The 18894-nt window shown below is 70.8% G+C and carries 15 protein-coding genes; 12 read left to right on the plus strand and 3 right to left on the minus strand.

The window, feature by feature from the left end; genetic code table 11:
- Window positions 1–340: 340 nt before the first annotated feature.
- The 3 genes from ngcE (at window position 341) to G7Z13_RS26965 (ending at window position 3819) form a co-directional block, all read left to right on the plus strand.
- Window positions 341–1837: an N-acetylglucosamine/diacetylchitobiose ABC transporter substrate-binding protein gene (gene ngcE / locus G7Z13_RS26955; protein WP_166002810.1), complete on the plus strand. Its 1497-nt coding sequence runs from the start codon at window positions 341–343 to the stop codon at window positions 1835–1837.
- 111 nt (window positions 1838–1948) lie between these two features.
- Window positions 1949–2878 carry a sugar ABC transporter permease gene (locus G7Z13_RS26960; protein WP_166002811.1) on the plus strand — a complete coding sequence of 310 codons (930 nt, stop codon included), beginning with the start codon at window positions 1949–1951 and terminating at the stop codon, window positions 2876–2878.
- 14 nt (window positions 2879–2892) lie between these two features.
- Window positions 2893–3819: a carbohydrate ABC transporter permease gene (locus G7Z13_RS26965; RefSeq protein ID WP_166002812.1), complete on the plus strand. Its 927-nt coding sequence runs from the start codon at window positions 2893–2895 to the stop codon at window positions 3817–3819.
- Between the two features lie 57 nt (window positions 3820–3876).
- Here the strand turns inward: G7Z13_RS26965 and G7Z13_RS26970 are convergent, their stop codons facing one another.
- A complete protein-coding gene (locus G7Z13_RS26970; RefSeq protein WP_166002813.1) occupies window positions 3877–4926 on the minus strand; it encodes an LLM class flavin-dependent oxidoreductase in 1050 nt (349 codons plus the stop codon).
- A 257-nt stretch (window positions 4927–5183) separates the two neighbouring features.
- Here G7Z13_RS26970 and G7Z13_RS26975 point away from each other — a divergent pair, with 257 nt between their 5' ends.
- The 8 genes from G7Z13_RS26975 to G7Z13_RS27010 all read left to right on the plus strand — a co-directional run bounded on the left by G7Z13_RS26975 (window position 5184) and on the right by G7Z13_RS27010 (window position 15844).
- A complete protein-coding gene (locus tag G7Z13_RS26975; protein WP_166005325.1) occupies window positions 5184–6395 on the plus strand; it encodes an ROK family transcriptional regulator in 1212 nt (403 codons plus the stop codon).
- A gap of 133 nt (window positions 6396–6528) precedes the next feature.
- The gene (locus tag G7Z13_RS26980; protein ID WP_166005327.1) at window positions 6529–7629 is read left to right on the plus strand and encodes a substrate-binding domain-containing protein; all 1101 of its coding nucleotides are present in this window, start codon (window positions 6529–6531) and stop codon (window positions 7627–7629) included.
- Window positions 7630–7832: 203 nt separating this feature from the next.
- Window positions 7833–8624 carry an ATP-binding cassette domain-containing protein gene (locus G7Z13_RS26985; protein ID WP_166002814.1) on the plus strand — a complete coding sequence of 264 codons (792 nt, stop codon included), beginning with the start codon at window positions 7833–7835 and terminating at the stop codon, window positions 8622–8624.
- A complete protein-coding gene (locus tag G7Z13_RS26990) occupies window positions 8621–9919 on the plus strand; it encodes a sugar ABC transporter permease (protein ID WP_166002815.1) in 1299 nt (432 codons plus the stop codon). The genes G7Z13_RS26985 and G7Z13_RS26990 overlap by 4 nt, the downstream gene beginning before the upstream one ends.
- Before the next feature lie 160 nt (window positions 9920–10079).
- Window positions 10080–12002: a 1-deoxy-D-xylulose-5-phosphate synthase gene (gene dxs, locus G7Z13_RS26995; protein ID WP_166002816.1), complete on the plus strand. Its 1923-nt coding sequence runs from the start codon at window positions 10080–10082 to the stop codon at window positions 12000–12002.
- Window positions 12003–12151: 149 nt separating this feature from the next.
- A complete protein-coding gene (locus G7Z13_RS27000; protein ID WP_166002817.1) occupies window positions 12152–13675 on the plus strand; it encodes an amino acid permease in 1524 nt (507 codons plus the stop codon).
- Window positions 13676–13771: 96 nt separating this feature from the next.
- Window positions 13772–15214, plus strand: a complete 1443-nt coding sequence (locus G7Z13_RS27005; RefSeq protein ID WP_166002818.1) for a glycosyltransferase family 39 protein — start codon at window positions 13772–13774, stop codon at window positions 15212–15214.
- Window positions 15215–15466: 252 nt separating this feature from the next.
- Window positions 15467–15844, plus strand: coding sequence for a hypothetical protein (locus tag G7Z13_RS27010; RefSeq protein WP_166002819.1), 378 nt, complete (start codon window positions 15467–15469; stop codon window positions 15842–15844).
- 262 nt (window positions 15845–16106) lie between these two features.
- On the opposite strand, the gene G7Z13_RS27015 is transcribed toward G7Z13_RS27010, so the two are convergent.
- Window positions 16107–16472: an NYN domain-containing protein gene (locus tag G7Z13_RS27015; RefSeq protein ID WP_166002820.1), complete on the minus strand. Its 366-nt coding sequence runs from the start codon at window positions 16470–16472 to the stop codon at window positions 16107–16109.
- 97 nt (window positions 16473–16569) lie between these two features.
- Here G7Z13_RS27015 and G7Z13_RS27020 point away from each other — a divergent pair, with 97 nt between their 5' ends.
- Complete coding sequence (locus tag G7Z13_RS27020) at window positions 16570–17583, plus strand: hypothetical protein (protein ID WP_166005329.1); 1014 nt, start codon at window positions 16570–16572, stop codon at window positions 17581–17583.
- A 66-nt stretch (window positions 17584–17649) separates the two neighbouring features.
- Here G7Z13_RS27020 and G7Z13_RS27025 read toward each other — a convergent pair whose 3' ends face one another.
- Entirely contained in the window at window positions 17650–18774 is a 1125-nt protein-coding gene (locus G7Z13_RS27025; protein ID WP_166002821.1) for a class I SAM-dependent methyltransferase, read from the minus strand.
- Window positions 18775–18894 lie beyond the last annotated feature (120 nt).

Raw genomic sequence — 18894 nt, forward strand, 5'->3', positions numbered from 1 at the left:
CTCCCTGCGCCGGGACAACGTTGTCACCTTCGCGGCGCAAGGATCAGTTGTGACTCAAGTGGCGAAGGCTGTCAAGGGTGTTGGCTGCGCCATTCGAGCGCCCGGACCCGGATTTTCGCGGCGCCCGGAACGCCGCCGTCCCATATTTCCGCGAGGTCTCAACTCGGAAAAGACAAACGGCGAACCTTGCATTCGATCTTGCTCCCCTGGCGGGAAGTGGACTATACCTGTCGGCGATTCACACGAACCGCCATCCTGTACGACCCTGCTTGACCCCACCGCGGTGCCGGGGAGGATCCGGTTCACCGCCTGAGTCCTGGAAGAAGGCGAGGACTTGAGCATGGGATCCACTTCCGCCGGCGACGGCGCCCGGAACGGTGTCACGAACGGCGGCGCCGGGAACACGGCCGCGCACCACGGCACCGACGGCGTCGGCCGCCGCTCGCTGATCAAGCGGTCCGCCGCGCTCGGGCTGGTCTCCGTACCCGCCATGGGCTTCCTGTCCGCCTGTGCCAGCGGCGGCGGAGGCGGGGAATCGAACGACGACACCCAGGGCGAGACGTCCAAGGACAACCCCTTCGGCGTGAAGAAGGGCAGCAAGCTCGACGTCGTCATCTTCAAGGGCGGCTACGGCGACGACTACGCCAAGGCCTGGGAGGCGTCCTTCCGGAAGAAGTGGGGGGTGACCTCCACCCACACCGGCACCCAGGAGATCACCGGCAAGCTCCAGCCGCGCTTCAACGCCGGCAACCCGCCGGACATCGTGGACAACTCCGGCGCCCAGAAGATCAAGATCGACGTCCTGTACAAGAACGGCCAGCTCCTCGACCTCGCCGAGGTCCTGGACGCGCCGAGCGTCGACGACCCCTCGAAGAAGGTCCGCGACACCGTCATCCCGGGCACCCTCGACCCGGGCCTGCAGGAGGGCAAGGTCGTCGCCCTCAACTACATCTACACGGTGTGGGGCCTGTGGTACTCCGGCAAGCTCTTCCAGGACAAGGGCTGGGAGGCACCCAGGACCTGGGACGACTTCCTCGCCATCTGCAAGGACGCCAAGTCCCAGGGCATCGGCGGCCTCGCCCACCAGGGCAAGTACCCGTACTACATCAACGTCGCCATCATGGACCTGATCGCCAAGAAGGGCGGCCTGGACGCCATGAAGGCGATCGACAACCTCGACCCCAAGGCGTTCGTCGGCTCCGACGCCGCGCAGGCCGCCGTCGAGGCGGTCTACGAGGTCGTCGAGAAGGGCTATCTGATGCCCGGCACGAACGGCCTGGACCACACCGAGTCCCAGACCCGCTGGAACCAGTACAAGGCCGCCTTCATCACCTCCGGCTCCTGGCTGGAGAACGAGCAGCTGAAGCAGACGCCGCCGGACTTCGACATGAAGTTCCTGCCGATGCCGCCGCTGGAGGGCAGCGTGATGCCGTTCGAGGCGATCCGGGCCGGCTCCGGAGAGCCCTTCATCATCCCGGCCAAGGCCAAGAACCTGCCCGCGGCCAAGGAGTTCATGCGGATGATGCTCTCCCGCGAGTGGTCCACGCTGTTCGCCAAGGAGGCGAACTCGCTGACCATCCTCAAGGACGGCGTCGACCCGAGCGTGCGGCTGCGGCCGGGCACCCAGTCCACCGTCGAGGCGTCCAAGGCGGCCGGTGACAACACCTTCCGCTACCTGTACACCGAGTGGTACAGCGAGATGGACACCGCCATCCAGAACGCGTCCAACGAGCTGATGGCGCGGCGGATTCAGCCGAAGGAGTGGCTGAAGCGGGCCCAGGCGGCGGTGGACAAGGCCGCGAAGGACCCGGCGTCCAAGAAGAATCGGCGGGAATAGGTCTTTTCCGGATGCGCCGTAGGGGTGCGGTGGTCTGCGGTCCGCCGGTCGGTCGTGACTGGTCGCGCAGTTCCCCGCGCCCCTTTAGGTGGGGACAGTGGGGCAGGTTTCATGCGTAAGGGGCAATACCGGTTCGTCGCGGGGTTTCTCCTCGTTCCCGTGGCGCTTTATGTGATCTTTGTGATCTGGCCGTACATCCAGACGTTCGGCTATTCGCTGACCGACTGGAAGGGCCAGTCACAGACCTTCGGCTTTGTCGGGCTGGACAACTACAAGGCGCTGTTCCAGGACGACATCTTCATGGGCGCCATCTGGCACAACATCCTGTTCCTGGTCTTCATCCCGGTGATCACCATCCTGCTCGCGCTGTTCTTCGCGTTCATGCTGAACGCGGGCGGCCGCGGCCGGGCCGGCGGGGTGGCCGGAGTGGCCGGGGCCCGGTTCTACAAGGTCGTCTACTTCTTCCCGCAGGTGCTGTCGCTGGCGATCCTCGCCGTGCTGTTCCGCGCGGTCTACCGCAGCGACAGCGGCGGCATGCTCAACGGCGCGCTGGTCACGCTCGGCCTGGTGGACGCGGACCGGCCGGTGGAGTGGCTGAACGAACCGGACTTCGTCCTCTGGGCGCTGATCGTGGTGGTCGTCTGGCACGGCGTCGGCTTCTACCTGGTGCTGTTCTCGGCCGCCATGCAGTCCATCCCGAGGGACATCTACGAGGCCGCGCTCATCGACGGCGCCGGCCGCGCCCAGTCCTTCTTCCGCATCACCCTGCCGCTGCTGTGGGACTCCGTGCAGACGGCCTGGGTCTATCTCGGCATCGCGGCGATGGACATGTTCATCCTCGTCTCGACCATGACCTCCGGTGAGTTCGGCGGCGGCCCCGACCACCACAGCGAGGTCATGGCGACCGTGATGATGCGGAACTTCCTCTACTTCGGCAAGAGCGGCTACGCCTGCGCCATGGGCGTGGTCATGCTGCTGCTGACCCTGATCGTGTCCGTGGTCATGCTGCGCGCCACCCGCCGCGAGCGCATCGAGTTCTGAGCGGGAGAGATGACATGAGCGCACCCCTGAAGGAAACCGTCCCGGCCCCCGCCGCCGAGCCGTCCGTGGCGAAGGTCCCGCCGCGGGCGGGCGAGCGGCGCGGCGAGGGCGTCACCCTGAACGCCTTCTCGCACGGCTTCCTCGCCCTGTGGGCCCTGATGATCGTCCTGCCGCTGCTGTGGCTGGTCCTCAGCTCTTTCAAGACCGACGCCCAGATCGCCGGGTCGGCCTTCGGCTGGCCGCAGAACTGGACGTTCGACGTCTTCACCCGGGCCTGGGACAAGGGCATCGGCGACTACTTCCTCAACACCGTCATCGTGCTCGCCTTCTCGGTGCCGCTGACGATGCTGTTCGGCTCGATGGCCGCGTACGTCCTGGCCCGCTACCCGTTCCCGGGCAACCGGTTCCTGTACTACTTCTTCGTCGCGGGCGCGATGTTCCCGGTCTTCCTGGCCCTGGTCCCGCTGTTCTTCATGGTCAAACGGCTGGACATGCTCAACACCTACCAGGGCCTGGTCCTGGTGTACGTCGCCTACTCCATGCCGTTCACGGTCTTCTTCATGCACGCCTTCTTCCGGACCCTGCCGACGGCGGTGTTCGAGGCGGCGATCCTGGACGGGGCCTCGCACACCCGGACGTTCTTCCAGGTCATGCTGCCGATGGCCAAGCCCGGCCTGATCAGCGTGGGCATCTTCAATACGCTGGGCCAGTGGAACCAGTTCATCCTGCCGACGGTGCTGATGCAGCCGCAGAGCGGCGACGACCCCGAGCGCTACGTGCTCACCCAGGGACTGATCCAGCTCCAGCAGCAGCAGGGGTACGCCTCCGACCTGCCCGTGCTCTTCGCGGGCGTCACCATCGCCATGATCCCGATGCTGGTGGTCTACCTGTCCTTCCAGCGCCAGGTGCAGGCGGGCCTGACCTCGGCGACCCTGAAGTGACCCGAGTGGTGCCGGGTCCCGCCCCCCTCCGAGGGCCGGACCCGGCACCGCGCCCGTTCAGGCCAGCGCCGGCATGATCCGCTCGCCGATGAGCCGCAGCTGCTCGTCCACGCCCGCCACGCCGTCCAGCTCCCGGCCGGTGAAGGTCCGCACCAGCCGGCGGTCGGTGACGGCGCAGATGAGGTGGTTCACGCCGGTGGGGGCGATCTGGGTGCGGATCTTCTCCAGGCACTCTCCCGGCGTGCCCGCGATGGACAGGCGCTCGGCGACCTCGGGCGGGGTGAGGTCGATGCCCCGCGCGAGGTCGCCCGCGCCGATCGCCTCGATGACCGGCTTCAGCTCGGCCGGGTCGACACCGTTGCGGCGCAGTTGCTCCTCCGGCATGGAGGAGGCGTAGATGCCCACCATGCTGCGGGCCGCCTCCTTCGCCGGCCCGGACTCGGGTCCGGTGGCGAACACCACCCAGGCGCCGATGTCCAGGGAGCGCCAGTCCTTGCCCGCCCGCTCGGCCCCCGCCCTGATGTGGCGGACCGCGTACGCGTACGCCTCCGCGGTGTAGCTGAGCGCGTGATGGCACCCGTCGGACAGCTCACCGGCCGCCTCGAAGGACCGGGGGCCGCGCATGGCGCCGAGCTTCAGGGGCACGCGCCGCTGGACGGGGCGGGCGAAGGTGAACAGCCCGTCGTACCGGTAGAACTCGCCGCGGTGGGTGATGGTGCCCTCGTCCAGCAGCGTCCGCACCACGTGCAGGGCCTCCTTGACGCGGGACAGGGGCCGGGTGCGGGTCCAGTCGATGCCGTACTGGGCGAGGAGGCCGAAGTTCCCGCTGGACAGCACCGCCTCGGCGCGGCCGCCGGAGAGTTCGTCGAGGGTGGCCAGGGACTGCGCGATCAGGGTCGGCTCCCGCAGGGTGACCGGGGAGACGCTCGGTCCGAGGCGGATGTGCCGGGTCTGGCCGGCCGCCACGGCGAACAGCAGCCACATGTCCTTGTGCCAGGTCTCGTCCGCGGCGTAGCAGGCGTGGAAGCCCAGCTCGTCGGCGAGCCTGATGGAGGCCAGCGACTCCTGGAGCGGGTAGTCGGGTAACAGCGCGTAACTGAACCTCATGGGCGGGTCCTCTCCGTCCTCGTCATGCGGTCGTGCGCCGTCCCAGTGTCCGGTCCGGTGTGCGGGGCGACCAGTAGGCGTCGCGTCGCGTAAGTGCGGGAGGGACGGGAGACGGCCCCGGCGCGCGCGGGTGTGTGCCTGCTCCCGGAAACTGTTCAACCTCTTGACGGGAGGTGCCCCGGACGGCTCAGCTTAGAGTTCACTAGTTGGACATAGACGGGGCCTCATCGCTGCGGTCCCGCGCGCAGGAGGTCGTCGTGGAGACTCCGGGGTCGCAGTCGTCGCTGCACCGAGCCAACCTGGAGCGGGTCGTACGAGCCGTGCGGCTGGCGGGATCCCTCACCCAGGCGGAGATCGCGAGGACGACGGGCCTGTCCGCGGCGACCGTCTCGAACATCGTGCGGGAGTTGAAGGACGGCGGAACCGTCGAGGTCACGCCCACCTCCGCGGGCGGCCGGCGGGCGCGCAGCGTCAGTCTGAGCGGGGACGCCGGCATCGTGATCGGCGTCGATTTCGGCCACACCCACCTCCGGGTGGCGGTGGGCAACCTCGCCCATCAGGTGCTGGCCGAGGAGTCCGAGCCGCTGGACGTCGACGCCTCCGCCGCACAGGGCTTCGACCGGGCGGAAGAGCTGGTCAACCGACTGATCGCGGCCACGGGAGTGGACCGTACGAAGATCGCCGGGGTGGGTCTCGGCGTGCCCGGCCCGATCGACGTGGAGTCCGGCCAGCTCGGCTCGACCGCCATCCTGCCGGGCTGGACCGGCGCCCGGCCCGCCGAGGAGCTGCGGGGGCGGCTCGGCGTGCCGGTGCACGTGGACAACGACGCCAACCTGGGCGCGCTGGGCGAACTGGTGTGGGGCAGCGGCAAGGGCGTGCGGGACCTGGCGTACATCAAGGTCTCCAGCGGTGTCGGCGCGGGCCTGGTGATCGACGGGAAGATCTACCGGGGACCCGGCGGCACAGCGGGAGAAATCGGGCATATTACCCTTGATGAATCCGGCCCCGTCTGCCGCTGCGGAAACCGCGGCTGTCTGGAGACCTTCGCGGCCGCGCGCTATGTGCTGCCGCTGCTCCAGTCCAGTCACGGCACGGATCTGACCATGGAGGGTGTCGTCCGGCTGGCGCGGGACGGAGACCCGGGCTGCCGTCGGGTGATCGCCGACGTCGGCCGCCACATCGGCAGTGGAGTCGCCAACCTCTGCAACCTTCTGAACCCGAGCCGGGTCGTCCTCGGTGGCGATCTCGCCGAGGCCGGAGAGCTGGTTCTCGGGCCCATCAGGGAGTCCGTCGGCCGCTACGCGATCCCCAGCGCGGCGCGCCAACTGTCCGTCCTTCCCGGGGCACTTGGGGGCCGCGCGGAGGTGCTCGGGGCGCTCGCTCTCGCCCTCAGCGAGATGGGTGACTCGACCCTTTTGGACGGAAGCGCGTCGGGGGCGCTTCCCGCCACCAGCCCTGCCTTCACTTAGAGAACGGATGGCACCGTTGCCAACCCGTTAAGGATTTACTTCTTGACGTCGCACGTGTGGCCGAGTTGACTTCCAGCCACCTCGGCCGCAACGACGCGGCCTCGTCAGGGAGGTTTCTGAAGTGAACACGCGTATGCGTCGTGCCGCCGTAGCCATCGCCTCGGGCGCGATGGCGATCTCTCTCGCCGCCTGTGGCAGCGCTGAGGAGGCCGGCGGCGGCAACGACTCCACCGGCTCCGCCCCCGCCAAGGGCGACGACATCAAGATCGGTCTGCTCCTGCCGGAGAACAAGACCGCCCGGTACGAGAAGTTCGACCGGCCCCTGATCGAGAAGAAGATCAAGGAGCTGACGGACAACAAGGCGACCGTCGAGTACAACAACGCCCGGCAGGACGCCAACCTCCAGGCCCAGCAGGTCGACACGATGATCACCAACAAGGTGGACGTGCTGATCCTGGACGCCGTGGACGCCAAGGCGATCAAGAACTCCGTCCAGAAGGCCGTCGACGCCGGCATCAAGGTCGTGGCGTACGACCGCCTCGCCGAGGGTCCGATCAGCGCCTACACCTCCTTCGACAACGTCCAGGTCGGCAAGACCCAGGGCGAGGCCCTGCTGGAGGAGCTCGGCGACAAGGCCAAGGACGGCCAGATCGTCATGATGAACGGCTCCGTCACCGACCCGAACGCCGCCCAGTTCAAGGAGGGCGCGCACTCCGTCCTCGACGGCAAGGTGAAGATCGGCAAGGAGTACGACACCAAGGAGTGGTCGCCGGACAACGCCAACGCCAACATGGAGGCGGCGATCTCGGCGCTCGGCAAGAAGAACATCGTCGGTGTCTACTCCGCCAACGACGGCATGGCCGGCGGCATCATCACCGCCCTGAAGGCCGCCGGCATCAAGGCCCCGGTCACCGGCCAGGACGCCGAGCTGGCCGCCGTGCAGCGCATCGTCGCCGGTGAGCAGTTCATGAGCGTCTACAAGCCGTACGCGCCGGAGGCCGAGGCCGCCGCCGAGATGGCCGTCGCGCTCGCCAAGGGCGAGGACCTCAACTCCATCGCCAAGGACAAGGTCTCCAGCGACAGCGCCAAGGACGTCCCGGCCGTGCTGGTCGACGTCACCTCGCTGACCCAGGAGAACATCAAGGACACCGTCATCAAGGACGGCGTCTACACGGTCGACGAGATCTGCACCGCCAAGTACAAGGCGGCCTGCGAGAAGATCGGCCTGAACTAAGCGGAACCGGTCCCGCGGGAGTGCGCAGCGGCGACCTCCCGCCGGACGGCCGCGTCACCCAAGGCTCCGCCGGCGCCCCGCGTCATCAAAGCCCCGCAAGCTCGTGCGGGGCGCCGGTCGGAACATCCGGGGCCGGAGAGCGTTCTCCCGGCCCACCCCCCAAACTTCTGCACAACCTCCCGCCGGGTCAGGCGGCGAAGGAGATGGTTCACGTGTCCGCTACGCCCGTGCTGGCGTTGCGCGGGGTCTCCAAGCGGTTCGGTGCCGTCCAGGCGCTCACCGACGTAGAGCTCGAGATCCACGCCGGTGAGGTGGTCGCCCTGGTCGGCGACAACGGCGCCGGAAAGTCCACGCTGGTCAAGACGATCGCCGGCGTGCACCCCATCGATGAGGGCGTCATCGAATGGGAAGGCAAGCCCGTCACGATCAACAAGCCGCACGACGCCCAGGCCCTGGGCATCGCGACCGTCTACCAGGACCTCGCGCTGTGCGACAACATCGACGTGGTCGGCAACCTCTTCCTCGGCCGTGAGCTGAGGAAGTGGGGCGTCCTCGACGAGGTCGAGATGGAGCGCCGCTCCCGCGAACTGCTGAAGACCCTGTCGATCCGCATCCCCAGTGTCCGGATCCCGATCGCCTCGCTCTCCGGCGGCCAGCGCCAGACCGTGGCCATCGCCCGTTCGATGCTCGGCGAGCCCAAGCTGGTCATCCTCGACGAGCCCACCGCCGCCCTCGGCGTGGAGCAGACCGCCCAGGTGCTCGACCTGGTCGAGCGGCTCCGCGAGCGCGGCCACGCCGTCATCCTGATCAGCCACAACATGGCCGACGTCAAGGCCGTCGCCGACAAGGTGGCGGTCCTGCGACTCGGCCGCAACAACGGCGTCTTCGAGGTCAAGACGACCTCGCAGGAGGAGATCATCTCCGCCATCACCGGCGCCACCGACAACGCCGTGACCCGCCGTGCGGCACGCACCAACGGGGAGGTTTCCAAGTGAGCACCGACAAGACCTCCACCACGGCCACGAAGGACGAGCACATCGTGGAGAACCCCGAGGCGGCCGCCGACGCGGTCACCGCGGTCGACCCCCGCCTCCTCGTCCGCGAGGAGGGCCTGCTCGGCTACTGGACCGAGTTCAAGCGCAAGATGCGCGCCGGCGAGCTGGGCTCGATCCCGGTCATCCTCGGCCTGGTCATCATCTGCGTCATCTTCCAGAGCCTGAACGACGCGTTCCTGTCGGCGCAGAACATCAGTGACATCACCGTCACGATGGTCGGCACCGGCATGATCTCCGTCGGCATCGTCTTCGTGCTGCTGCTCGGCGAGATCGACCTGTCCGTCGGCTCGGTCAGCGGCGCCGCCAGCGCCATCGCGGCCGTCCTCGCGGTCAACCAGGGCTGGCCGGAGTGGATCGCCGTCCTGTTCGCCGTCGCCGCGGGCGCGGCCATCGGCGCGGCACACGGCTTCTTCTTCGCCGTGCTCGGCGCGCCCGCCTTCGCGGTCACCCTGGCCGGTCTGCTCTTCTGGCTGGGCTTCATGCTCCAGACGCTGGGCGAGAACGGCACGATCAACCTCGACAGCGACGGCTTCATCGGCAAGCTGACCACGTACTTCTTCACCGACATCGCCGCCGCGTACGGTCTGGCGGCCGTGGTGACCGTGGTCTTCTTCATCACCTCGTTCCTGAGCAACCGGCGCCGCGAGGCCGCGGGCATCCCGTCCCGGCCGCTCAACGAGACGATCCTGCGGACCGCGCTGCTCGCGGTGATCTCCTTCGCCGCGGCCTTCATGTACAACCAGTACAAGGGCCTGCCGCTGGCCACGGTGATCTTCCTGGTGTTCCTGGTGGCGACGGACTTCGTGCTGCGCCGCACCACCTACGGCCGCAAGGTGTTCGCCCTCGGCGGCAGCGTCGAGGCCTCCCGGCGCGCCGGCATCAACGTCACCGCGGTCCGGATCTCGGTGTTCGCGATCTCCGGCGGCTTCGCCGCGATCGGCGGTCTCTTCCTGGCCTCCAAGATCGCCTCGGCGAACCAGAGCGCCGGCACCGGCGACCTGCTGATGAACGCGATCGCCGCGGCCGTGATCGGCGGCACGTCGCTGTTCGGCGGCCGGGGCCGCACCTGGAACGCCCTGCTGGGTGTCCTGGTGATCGTCTCCATCCAGTACGGCCTCCAGCTGGAGTCCATCGCCGAGCCGGTGAAGTACATGATCACCGCGGGTGTGCTGCTCACCACGGTGGTGATCGACTCGATCACCCGCAAGACGCAGAAGACGGCGGGCCGCGCGTAGCGCTCCGCCCGGGGCGTCACGCCCCTGAGGGACGATGCCCGTCTCTCACGTGAACCTGTGCCCGGCGCCAAAGGCGGTGCCGGGCACAGCCGTGCCGGGGAGAACATTAGACTCGACGAGCCCGGCAACAGCTCAACAGCTCTACTGCAAGGAGGCACGGGTGCCGCTGCTGACCCGCATCAGGGGACCGCGCGATCTGGACCGGCTCAGCCTGGAGGAGCTGGACCAGCTGGCCGGGGAGATCCGGACCTTCCTCGTCGACGCGGTCTCCAAGACCGGCGGCCACCTCGGCCCGAACCTCGGCGTGGTGGAGCTGACCATCGCCCTGCACCGCGTCTTCGACTCGCCGAAGGACAAGGTGCTGTGGGACACCGGCCACCAGTCCTACGTGCACAAGCTGCTCACCGGGCGGCAGGACTTCTCGAAGCTGAAGATGAAGGGCGGCCTGTCCGGCTACCCCTCGCAGGCCGAGTCCGAGCACGACGTCATCGAGAACAGCCACGCCTCCACGGTGCTCGGCTGGGCCGACGGCCTCGCCAAGGCCAACGAGCTGCTCAAACGCGACAGCCACGTCGTCGCCGTGATCGGTGACGGCGCGCTGACCGGCGGCATGGCCTGGGAGGCGCTGAACAACATCGCCGACGCCAAGGACCGCCCGCTCGTCATCGTCGTCAACGACAACGAGCGCTCCTACGCCCCGACCATCGGCGGCCTCGCCAACCACCTCGCGACCCTGCGCACCACCGACGGCTACGAGCGCTTCCTGGCCCGCACCAAGGAGGTGCTGGAGCGCACCCCGGTCGTCGGCAAGCCGCTCTACGACACCCTGCACGGCGCCAAGAAGGGCCTGAAGGACTTCATCGCCCCGCAGGGCCTCTTCGAGGACCTGGGCCTGAAGTACGTCGGCCCGATCGACGGCCACGACATCGAGGCCCTGGAGTCCGCGCTGGCCCGCGCCAAGCGGTTCGGCGGCCCGGTCATCGTGCACTGCCTCACCGAGAAGGGCCGCGGCTACCAGCCCGCCCTCCAGGACGAGGCCGACCGCTTCCACGCCGTCGGCAAGATCCACCCCGACACGGGCCTGCCCATCGCCACCGCAGGCGCCGACTGGACCTCCGTCTTCGGCGACGAGATGGTCAAGCTGGGCGAGGAGCGCGAGGACATCGTCGCCATCACCGCCGCCATGCTCCAGCCGGTCGGCCTCGACAAGTTCGCCAAGCGCTTCCCGGAGCGGGTCTACGACGTCGGCATCGCCGAGCAGCACGGCGCCGTCTCCGCCGCCGGCCTGGCCACCGGCGGACTGCACCCGGTCTTCGCCGTCTACGCCACCTTCCTCAACCGCGCCTTCGACCAGGTGCTGATGGACGTGGCCCTGCACAAGTGCGGCGTCACCTTCGTGCTGGACCGCGCGGGCATCACCGGCACCGACGGCGCCTCCCACAACGGCATGTGGGACATGTCGATCCTCCAGGTCGTCCCGGGCCTCAGGCTCGCCGCGCCGCGCGACGCCGACCAGGTCCGCGCCCAGCTCCGCGAGGCCGTCGAGGTCACGGACGCGCCGACCGTGGTCCGCTTCTCCAAGGGCGCCGTCGGCCCCGCCGTACCGGCCGTCGGCAAGGTCGGCGGCATGGACGTGCTGCGCGAGCCCGGCACCGACCGCCCGGACGTGCTCCTGGTCTCCGTCGGCGCGCTCGCGCCGATGTGCCTGGAGGTCGCGAGCCTGCTCGACCGGCAGGGCATCTCCACCACCGTCGTCGACCCGCGCTGGGTCAAGCCGGTCGACGAGGCCCTGGCCCCGCTCGCCGATCGGCACCGGGTCGTCGTCACCGTCGAGGACAACTCCCGCGTCGGCGGCGTCGGCTCCGCGATCGCCCAGGCGCTGCGCGACGCGGGCGTCGACGTCCCGCTGCGCGACTTCGGCATCCCGCCGCGCTTCCTCGACCACGCCTCGCGCGCCGAGGTGATGGCGGAGATCGGCCTGACCGCCCCGGACATCGCCCGCCAGGTCACCGGTCTGGTGTCCAAGCTGGACGGCAGGTACGAGCGGGCCGCGGCCGACGAGATCGAGGCCGCCCGCGACTGACACCGCACCGCGCACCGCCGAACGGGCCGATTCCGCCACTGCCAAGAGTGGTGAAACCGGCCCGTTCGCGTGATACTGCACGCGTCGGGACATACGTACCACGCCCCCTCTCGATCATGTCGAGGACGACAAGCGTGGGAGGTACCCCCGTGAGCAGCACCCTCTTCCGGACGAAGAAGGTCGAACAGTCCATCCTCGACACCGAGGAGCCGGAGCACGCACTCAAGAAATCCCTGTCGGCCCTGGACCTGACGGTCTTCGGTGTCGGTGTCATCATCGGTACCGGCATCTTCGTGCTGACCGGCACGGTCGCCAAGAACAACGCCGGCCCCGCCGTGGCCCTGGCGTTCGTCGCGGCCGGCGTCGCCTGCGCGCTCGCCGCGCTCTGCTACGCCGAGTTCGCCTCCACGGTCCCGGTCGCCGGGTCCGCCTACACCTTCTCGTACGCCTCCCTCGGCGAGCTGCCCGCCTGGATCATCGGCTGGGACCTCGTCCTGGAGTTCGCGCTCGGCACGGCGGTGGTGGCCGTCGGCTGGTCCGGCTACATGCAGTCGCTGATGGCGAACGCCGGCTGGGAGATGCCCGCGGCGCTCGGCAGCCGGGAGGGCGCCGACGGCTTCGGCTTCGACATCCTCGCCGCGGTGCTGGTGCTGCTGCTCACCGCCATCCTCGTGGTCGGCGTCAAGCTGTCGGCGCGGGTCACCTCGATCGTCGTCGCCATCAAGGTGACCGTCGTCCTCGTCGTGATCATCGCGGGCGCCTTCTTCATCAAGGGCTCCAACTACGACCCGTTCGTCCCGGAGGCGCAGCCGGTGCCCGCCGGGGACAGCCTGCAGTCGCCGCTGATCCAGCTCATGTTCGGCTGGGCGCCCTCCAACTTCGGCGTGATGGGCATCTTCACCGCCGCCTCCGTCGTGTTCTTCGCCTTCATCGGCTTCGACGTGGTGGCGACCGCCGCCGAGGAGACCCGCAACCCGCAGCGCGACATGCCGCGCGGCATCCTCGGCTCCCTGGCCATCTGCACCGCGCTGTACGTCGCCGTGTCCATCGTCGTCACCGGTATGCAGCACTACAGCCGGCTGTCCGTGGACGCCCCGCTCGCCGACGCCTTCAAGGCCACCGGGCACCCCTGGTACGCGGGCTTCATCAGCTTCGGCGCGGCCGTCGGCCTGACCACGGTCTGCATGATCCTGCTGCTCGGCCAGACCCGCGTGTTCTTCGCGATGAGCCGGGACGGACTGCTGCCCCGCTTCTTCTCCCGCGTCCACCCCAAGTTCCGCACCCCGCACCGCCCGACCATCCTGCTCGGCGTGGTCATCGCGATCCTCGCCGGCTTCACCCCGCTCACCGAACTGGCGGCCCTGGTCAACATCGGCACCCTGTTCGCCTTCGTGGTGGTGGCCATCGGCGTGATCATCCTCCGCCGCACCCGGCCCGACCTGCACCGCTCCTTCCGCACCCCGTGGGTACCGGTGGTCCCGATCCTGTCCGTGGGCGCCTCGCTGTGGCTGATGCTGAACCTGCCCGCCGAGACCTGGGTGCGCTTCGGCATCTGGATGGCGGCCGGCTTCGTCCTGTACTTCCTCTACGGCCGCACCCACAGCCGGCTCGGCCGGCACCAGGAGACCACGGTGCAGGACGTCACCGAGGGCCACCCCCGCGAGGACCGCTAGCCGGACTCCCGTCACGGCGCGTCACCGAGCCGCTGGCCCTTCGGCCCCGTATGTCCCGCTTCGGCGGGAAGTGCGGGGCCGGATAGCGTACGGCGCATGCCCGCCCAGGTCCTCGCCCCCGCCCCCGCCGTCACCCCGCCGCGCGCGGGCCGCGGCTACTGGCGGCGGCTGCTGCCCGCGCTCGCGGTGCTCGCCTGCCTCACCCGCGTGCCCTCCTTCACCCGGCCGCTGTGGAACCCCGACGAGGGCTATCTCGCGGTCCAGGCGCGGATACTCGCCCACGGCGGACAGCTGTACGAAACGGTCGTCGACCGCAAGCCCCCGCTCGTGCCCTGGCTGTACGAGGCGGCCTTCGCGGTGACCGGCTCCGGATCGCTCACCTCTGTCCGGGTGCTCGCGGTCCTCGCCCAGCTCCTCACCGCCGCCCTGCTGGCCGCACTGGCCCGCCGCCGCTGGGGCGACCGCGCCGGCCGCACCGCCGGAGTGCTCTACCTGCTGGTGTCCGTCGGACTCAACCCCGAGGACGCGCAGGCCGCCGGCTTCGAGGTGTTCATACTGCCGGGCACCGCCGCCGCCATGTGGTGCGCCGACCGGCGCCGCTGGACGGCGGCCGGCGTGGCCGTCGGCTGCGCCGTCCTCGCGAAGCAGACCGGCGGCGCGGTGCTGCTCCCCGTCCTCTGGCTGTGCGTCACCTCGGGCGCCGCCCGCACCGCGGCACCCCGCCTGGCCGCCGGTGCGGCCCTGCCCGTCCTCGGCGCCGCCCTGCTCACCGACCCGGCCGGATTCCTCTTCTGGACGGTCACCGGCTCCACCGCCTATGCCGCCTTCTCCGGCTCCCCGCTGCACGCCCTGACCCGCGCCCTCGGCAACGCGGGCCTCCTCGCGGCGGCCTGTGCGGGCCTGCTCGCCGCCGTCGCGCGGGCCCCGCGCGCCGCCTCCGCCGACCTGTGGCTGTGGCTGGCCGCGTCGGCCGGCGCGGTGCTGACCGGCTTCCACTTCTTCGGCCACTACTACCTGCAACTCCTGCCCCCGCTCGCCCTGCTGGCCACCGCGGCGCTGCACACCGAGCCCTGGGCACGCCACCGGACCGCCGTCCTCGTCTCCGCCTGCGCCTGCGCCGTCTTCCTCACCTGGGGCCTGACCGCACCGCGCGCCGAACTCACCCACGCCCAGCGGGTCGCCGAGGCCGCCGCCCGCCGCACCGGCCCCCGCGACCCCGTGCTGATCTGGGGCATGCACCCGGAGACGTACTGGCTCGCCCGACGCGCCCCCGCCAGCCGCTATCTCACCGCCGGACTGCTCACCAACTACAGCGGCGGACGCGACGGCGCCCGCGTCGGCGAGCGGTACGCCGTCGACGGGGCCTGGCCGGTGTTCCGCCGCGAGATGACGGCCCGCGCGCCCGCCCTGATCGTCGACGACTCCCGCGGCAAGCCTTACGCCCCCGCACATGTGCCCACCCTGCGCAGGCTGCTGACGGACCGGTACCGGGTGGTGGGCACGGTGGACGGGGCGGTGCTGTACGCACGGGTGTCCTGAGCGCCGGGACTGCCGTACCGGCCGGTCGGGACCCACCGGGGCCGGGCTCGCTGCGCCGGGTGCAGCCACAGCGGGACCGCCGCGCGCCCGCGTCAACGGCGACGGGTCCGGGGCATCCCATAGGAGGAGCCGATCAACCGCCTTGCGGATATTTCACCTCGACGAAGCCCATCCCGGTGATCCCCTGCGTCGTTACGTCAGGTGACCGGACCAGACGGCCGGAAGTGCTCCAGCGAAAGGAAACCAAGAGAGATGTACGGCGCACGGCGTATCGCGGTGGTGGCTTCGATGGTGGGCCTGCTGATGGCGGTCCCCGCCGGACTGGCCACGGCCCATGCCGGTGACGGTGACGGAGGGGCCGGCGGTGTGCTGTCCAACCTGTCGGGCCGCAACTCGTCCGGCCACGCCAACCTCTGCGGCACGGGCAAGCTGGCGCTGCTGAAGGAGCGCACCTGCGTGGCCGAGGACAACGGCACGGGCGGCGGCGACCAGGTGGGCCCCAGCGGCGGCATCCTGTCCAACCTCCTGTTCGCCCGCAACGCCTCGGGCCACAGCAACAACTGCGGCAACGAAACGGTCGCGGTGCTCACCCGCACCACCTGCGTCACCGTGGACAACTCCGGCCGCTGACGACCGCACCACGCCAACCCCCGACGCCGCGGCCCCGCGGGCAGGACGCCGCCCGCGGTGCCGCGGCCCCGCCGGTTCGCACCCCCTAGGCGGTGTCCGCAAAGTCGCGTCTGTCTCGCGACGCCTGGCACGCCCTCTCGCCGCACCGGGCGAACACCCGAGTACGACCAGTACGCGGGCGTCCGCCCGGCACGCCGAGAGCACGCACCAGACGCCGCGAGACCCGCCCTCAGGGCGGACGACGCGACTTTGCGGACACCCCCTAGCCGCGCACCGTGCGCGGCCCGGTGACCTCCGCCCCCAGGTCCGTCACCCGGCGGCGCAGTTCGCGGTCGGCCGTGACGACCAGGCAGGGGCGGTCGCCCGCCTCGGCGACCAGCTCCACCATGCGGTCGTCGCCGCTGCCGGGCGCCGCCTCGACGCGGACACCGGGCACCGATTCCACGCCGCGCGCCGCGCCCTCCACCACCAGCACGATCTCGGTGGGCTCCGGACGGCCCGGGATGCCGTCCGCCGCCAGCCGGTCCCGCAGCCGCCGTGCCGCCCCGAGCCGGTCCCGCCACCACCCGTCGGGCACCGACCCGACGACGTTCGCGGCGTCCACGATGACCAACAGCGGGGTACTCATGCCCCCAGGGTCGCACGGGCCCTCCCACGGGCCCAGCCCGGCCGGAAGTCGGCACCGGGCACCCGATTAGAGTGGGGCCGTGTCAACGGTCCGTACAGTGAACGGCGACTGGCTCATACGCGGCCGCGACGGCCGGCTCGGCGTCTACACCACGCGCGACGACTCCGTGTGGTGCCGGGCGGAGCGCCACCCGGGCGGCGACTGGCTGCCGTGGCGCAAGGTGGGCGGCGACCAGCGCCTGCATCCCGTCCTCGCCGTCGGCCGGGGCGCCGACCGCTACGCGCACCTGGTGGCCTGGCGGCCCACCACCGGCGACGAGGCCGGCCTGGTGCACTCCACCCACTTCCGCGCGCACCTCGCCGCCCTCGACTGGCTCCCCATCGGCCACCCGGACAAGAAGGGACCGCGCACCGGCCGGCCCGCGGTCGCCGTCGACGCCGACGGACGGGCGTACGTCTTCGTCGGCAACCGCGGCAAGGGCGTCCACACCGTCAACCAGAAGGTCCGCGGCGGCTGGAACGCGTGGCACGACCTGAAGGGCTCCAAGGTGCACGAGGAACTCGTCGCCGTCACCGGGGAGTCGGGTTTCGTCGAGCTGTACGGCACGAGCCCCGCCGGCATCGTGCGCTGGCTCCAGGAGGAGCCGGGCGCCCGTCCGGTGATGGCCGACCCGGTGCCGGTGCGCGTCGAGCCCGGCACCCTGGCCGCCCTGCCCACCTCCAAGGAACACACCACCCTCTTCTACGCCGACCCCGAGGGCATGCTGTACGCCTGGCGCCCGGACGGCGACCCGGCCGCCCTGCTCGCCGCCGCGGGGCCCGGCCCGGTGTCGGCCGTGCGGTGCGTCCTCGACGGGCACGACTGCACCCTCCTCGCCCAGCGCTCCGCCTCCGGCCGGGTGGCCTTCGCCGCCTACCCGACCGAGCGGGAGTCCGCGGGCCTGTGGTGGACCGAGTCCGGCCCGCGGCTGCCCGCCGGCTCCCGCGTCGCGGTCACGGAGGACGCCGAGGGCCGCGTGGTGGCCGCGACACTCACCCCCGACGGCGAACTGCGCGTCGCCCGCCAGAAGGACGAGCCGGGTCTGGCCCTGTCGGCCTGGCAGACGGTGTGACCCGCGCGGATTCGAGTCCGCGCAGGTCCGCGCGGTCCGCCTGCGTCCTTGCCGGCCCGCCGGGCGTCAGGCCGGTGTCAGCCGCCACAGCGAGGTGATCTCCGCGCTCCGCGCGGCGTGCAGGGGATCGGTGGTGTCCCCGGCCCGGGGATGCCGTGGCCGGGTGTCCAGCCGGCCGGCGACACGCAGCCCCGACGACGCGATGAGGCGCGCGAGTTCGCCGGGCGGTCGCAGGCCGAGGCGCTCGGCGAGGTCCGAGAGAATCAACCAGCCCTCGCCGCCCGGCTCCAGACGGTCCGTCAGCTCGGCGAGGAAGCCGCGCAGCATGGCGCTGTCCGGATCGTACACGCCCTGCTCCAGGGCGGAGGACGGGCGGGCGGGGATCCAGGGCGGATTGCAGACGACGAGGCTCGCCCGGCCCCGCGGATACAGACAGGGGCCGGTGATCCGCACCCGCCCGTCCAGGCCCAGCCGGCGGACGTTGTCGCGGGCGCAGGCCAGGGCGCGCGGGCCGGCGTCGGTGGCCACCACGCGGCCGACGCCCCGGCGGGCCAGCAGCGCCGCGAGCACTCCGGTGCCCGTGCCGAGGTCGAACGCGGTGCGGCGGTGCGCCGACGGGGGCAGCGGGGCGCGCGCGACGAGATCGACGTACTCGCCTCTGACCGGCGAGAACACGCCGTAGTGCGGGTGGATCCGGGCGCCGAGCGCCGGTACGTCGACGCCCTTCTCCCGCCACTGCCACGCGCCGACGACGCCCAGCAGCTCGGTCAGGGAGACCACCAGGGGGCCGCGCGGCGGGCCGTACGCCTCGGCGCAGGCCCGGCGGACGTCGGGGGCCCGGCGCAGCCGCAGCGTGTAGTCGTCCTCCAGTCGCACCAGCAGCCTGCCGAGCACGCGCGCCCGGTGGCCGCGGGCCCTGCGGAGCAGGTGGAAGGTCTCGGCCGGGCTGTTCCCGGGGCGGGGCGGCTTGCGGTCGACCCGGCGGCCCATCGCGGTCAGCAGCCGGCGCGCGTGCGGGTAGTCGCCCCGCCACAGCAGCGCCGTGCCCTCGCAGGCCAGGCGGTGGGCGGTGGCGGCGCTCATCCGGTCGTCGGCGACGACGACCCGGCCGGGCGGGGGAGCGGCGCTCTCGGAGTGCCAGCGGGCACGGTGATCGGTGTGGGACTCGGTCCAGTGGATCGTGGCGGACACCACGTACTCCTCGTGTGCGAACGTGCGGGGGCACGGAGAGCACTTCGACGAGGAGCGGGAGACGGAGCGTGAAGGAGACGGCCCGGGCTATCGCTCCCGCGTCGAAGCGCGCGAGGAGAC

Source organism: Streptomyces sp. JB150 (assembly GCF_011193355.1).
Taxonomy (GTDB): domain Bacteria; phylum Actinomycetota; class Actinomycetes; order Streptomycetales; family Streptomycetaceae; genus Streptomyces.

Excerpts from the sequence above, each read along its gene's own strand:
- G7Z13_RS26980 (WP_166005327.1), top strand. The coding sequence starts at position 6,529 with ATGCGTCGTGCCGCCGTAGCCATCGCCTCGGGCGCGATGGCGATCTCT.
- G7Z13_RS27010 (WP_166002819.1), top strand. The coding sequence starts at position 15,467 with ATGTACGGCGCACGGCGTATCGCGGTGGTGGCTTCGATGGTGGGCCTG.
- G7Z13_RS26970 (WP_166002813.1), bottom strand. The coding sequence starts at position 4,926 with ATGAGGTTCAGTTACGCGCTGTTACCCGACTACCCGCTCCAGGAGTCG.
- G7Z13_RS27005 (WP_166002818.1), top strand. The coding sequence starts at position 13,772 with ATGCCCGCCCAGGTCCTCGCCCCCGCCCCCGCCGTCACCCCGCCGCGC.
- G7Z13_RS26965 (WP_166002812.1), top strand. The coding sequence starts at position 2,893 with ATGAGCGCACCCCTGAAGGAAACCGTCCCGGCCCCCGCCGCCGAGCCG.
- G7Z13_RS26960 (WP_166002811.1), top strand. The coding sequence starts at position 1,949 with ATGCGTAAGGGGCAATACCGGTTCGTCGCGGGGTTTCTCCTCGTTCCC.
- ngcE (WP_166002810.1), top strand. The coding sequence starts at position 341 with ATGGGATCCACTTCCGCCGGCGACGGCGCCCGGAACGGTGTCACGAAC.
- G7Z13_RS27015 (WP_166002820.1), bottom strand. The coding sequence starts at position 16,472 with ATGAGTACCCCGCTGTTGGTCATCGTGGACGCCGCGAACGTCGTCGGG.
- G7Z13_RS26985 (WP_166002814.1), top strand. The coding sequence starts at position 7,833 with ATGGTTCACGTGTCCGCTACGCCCGTGCTGGCGTTGCGCGGGGTCTCC.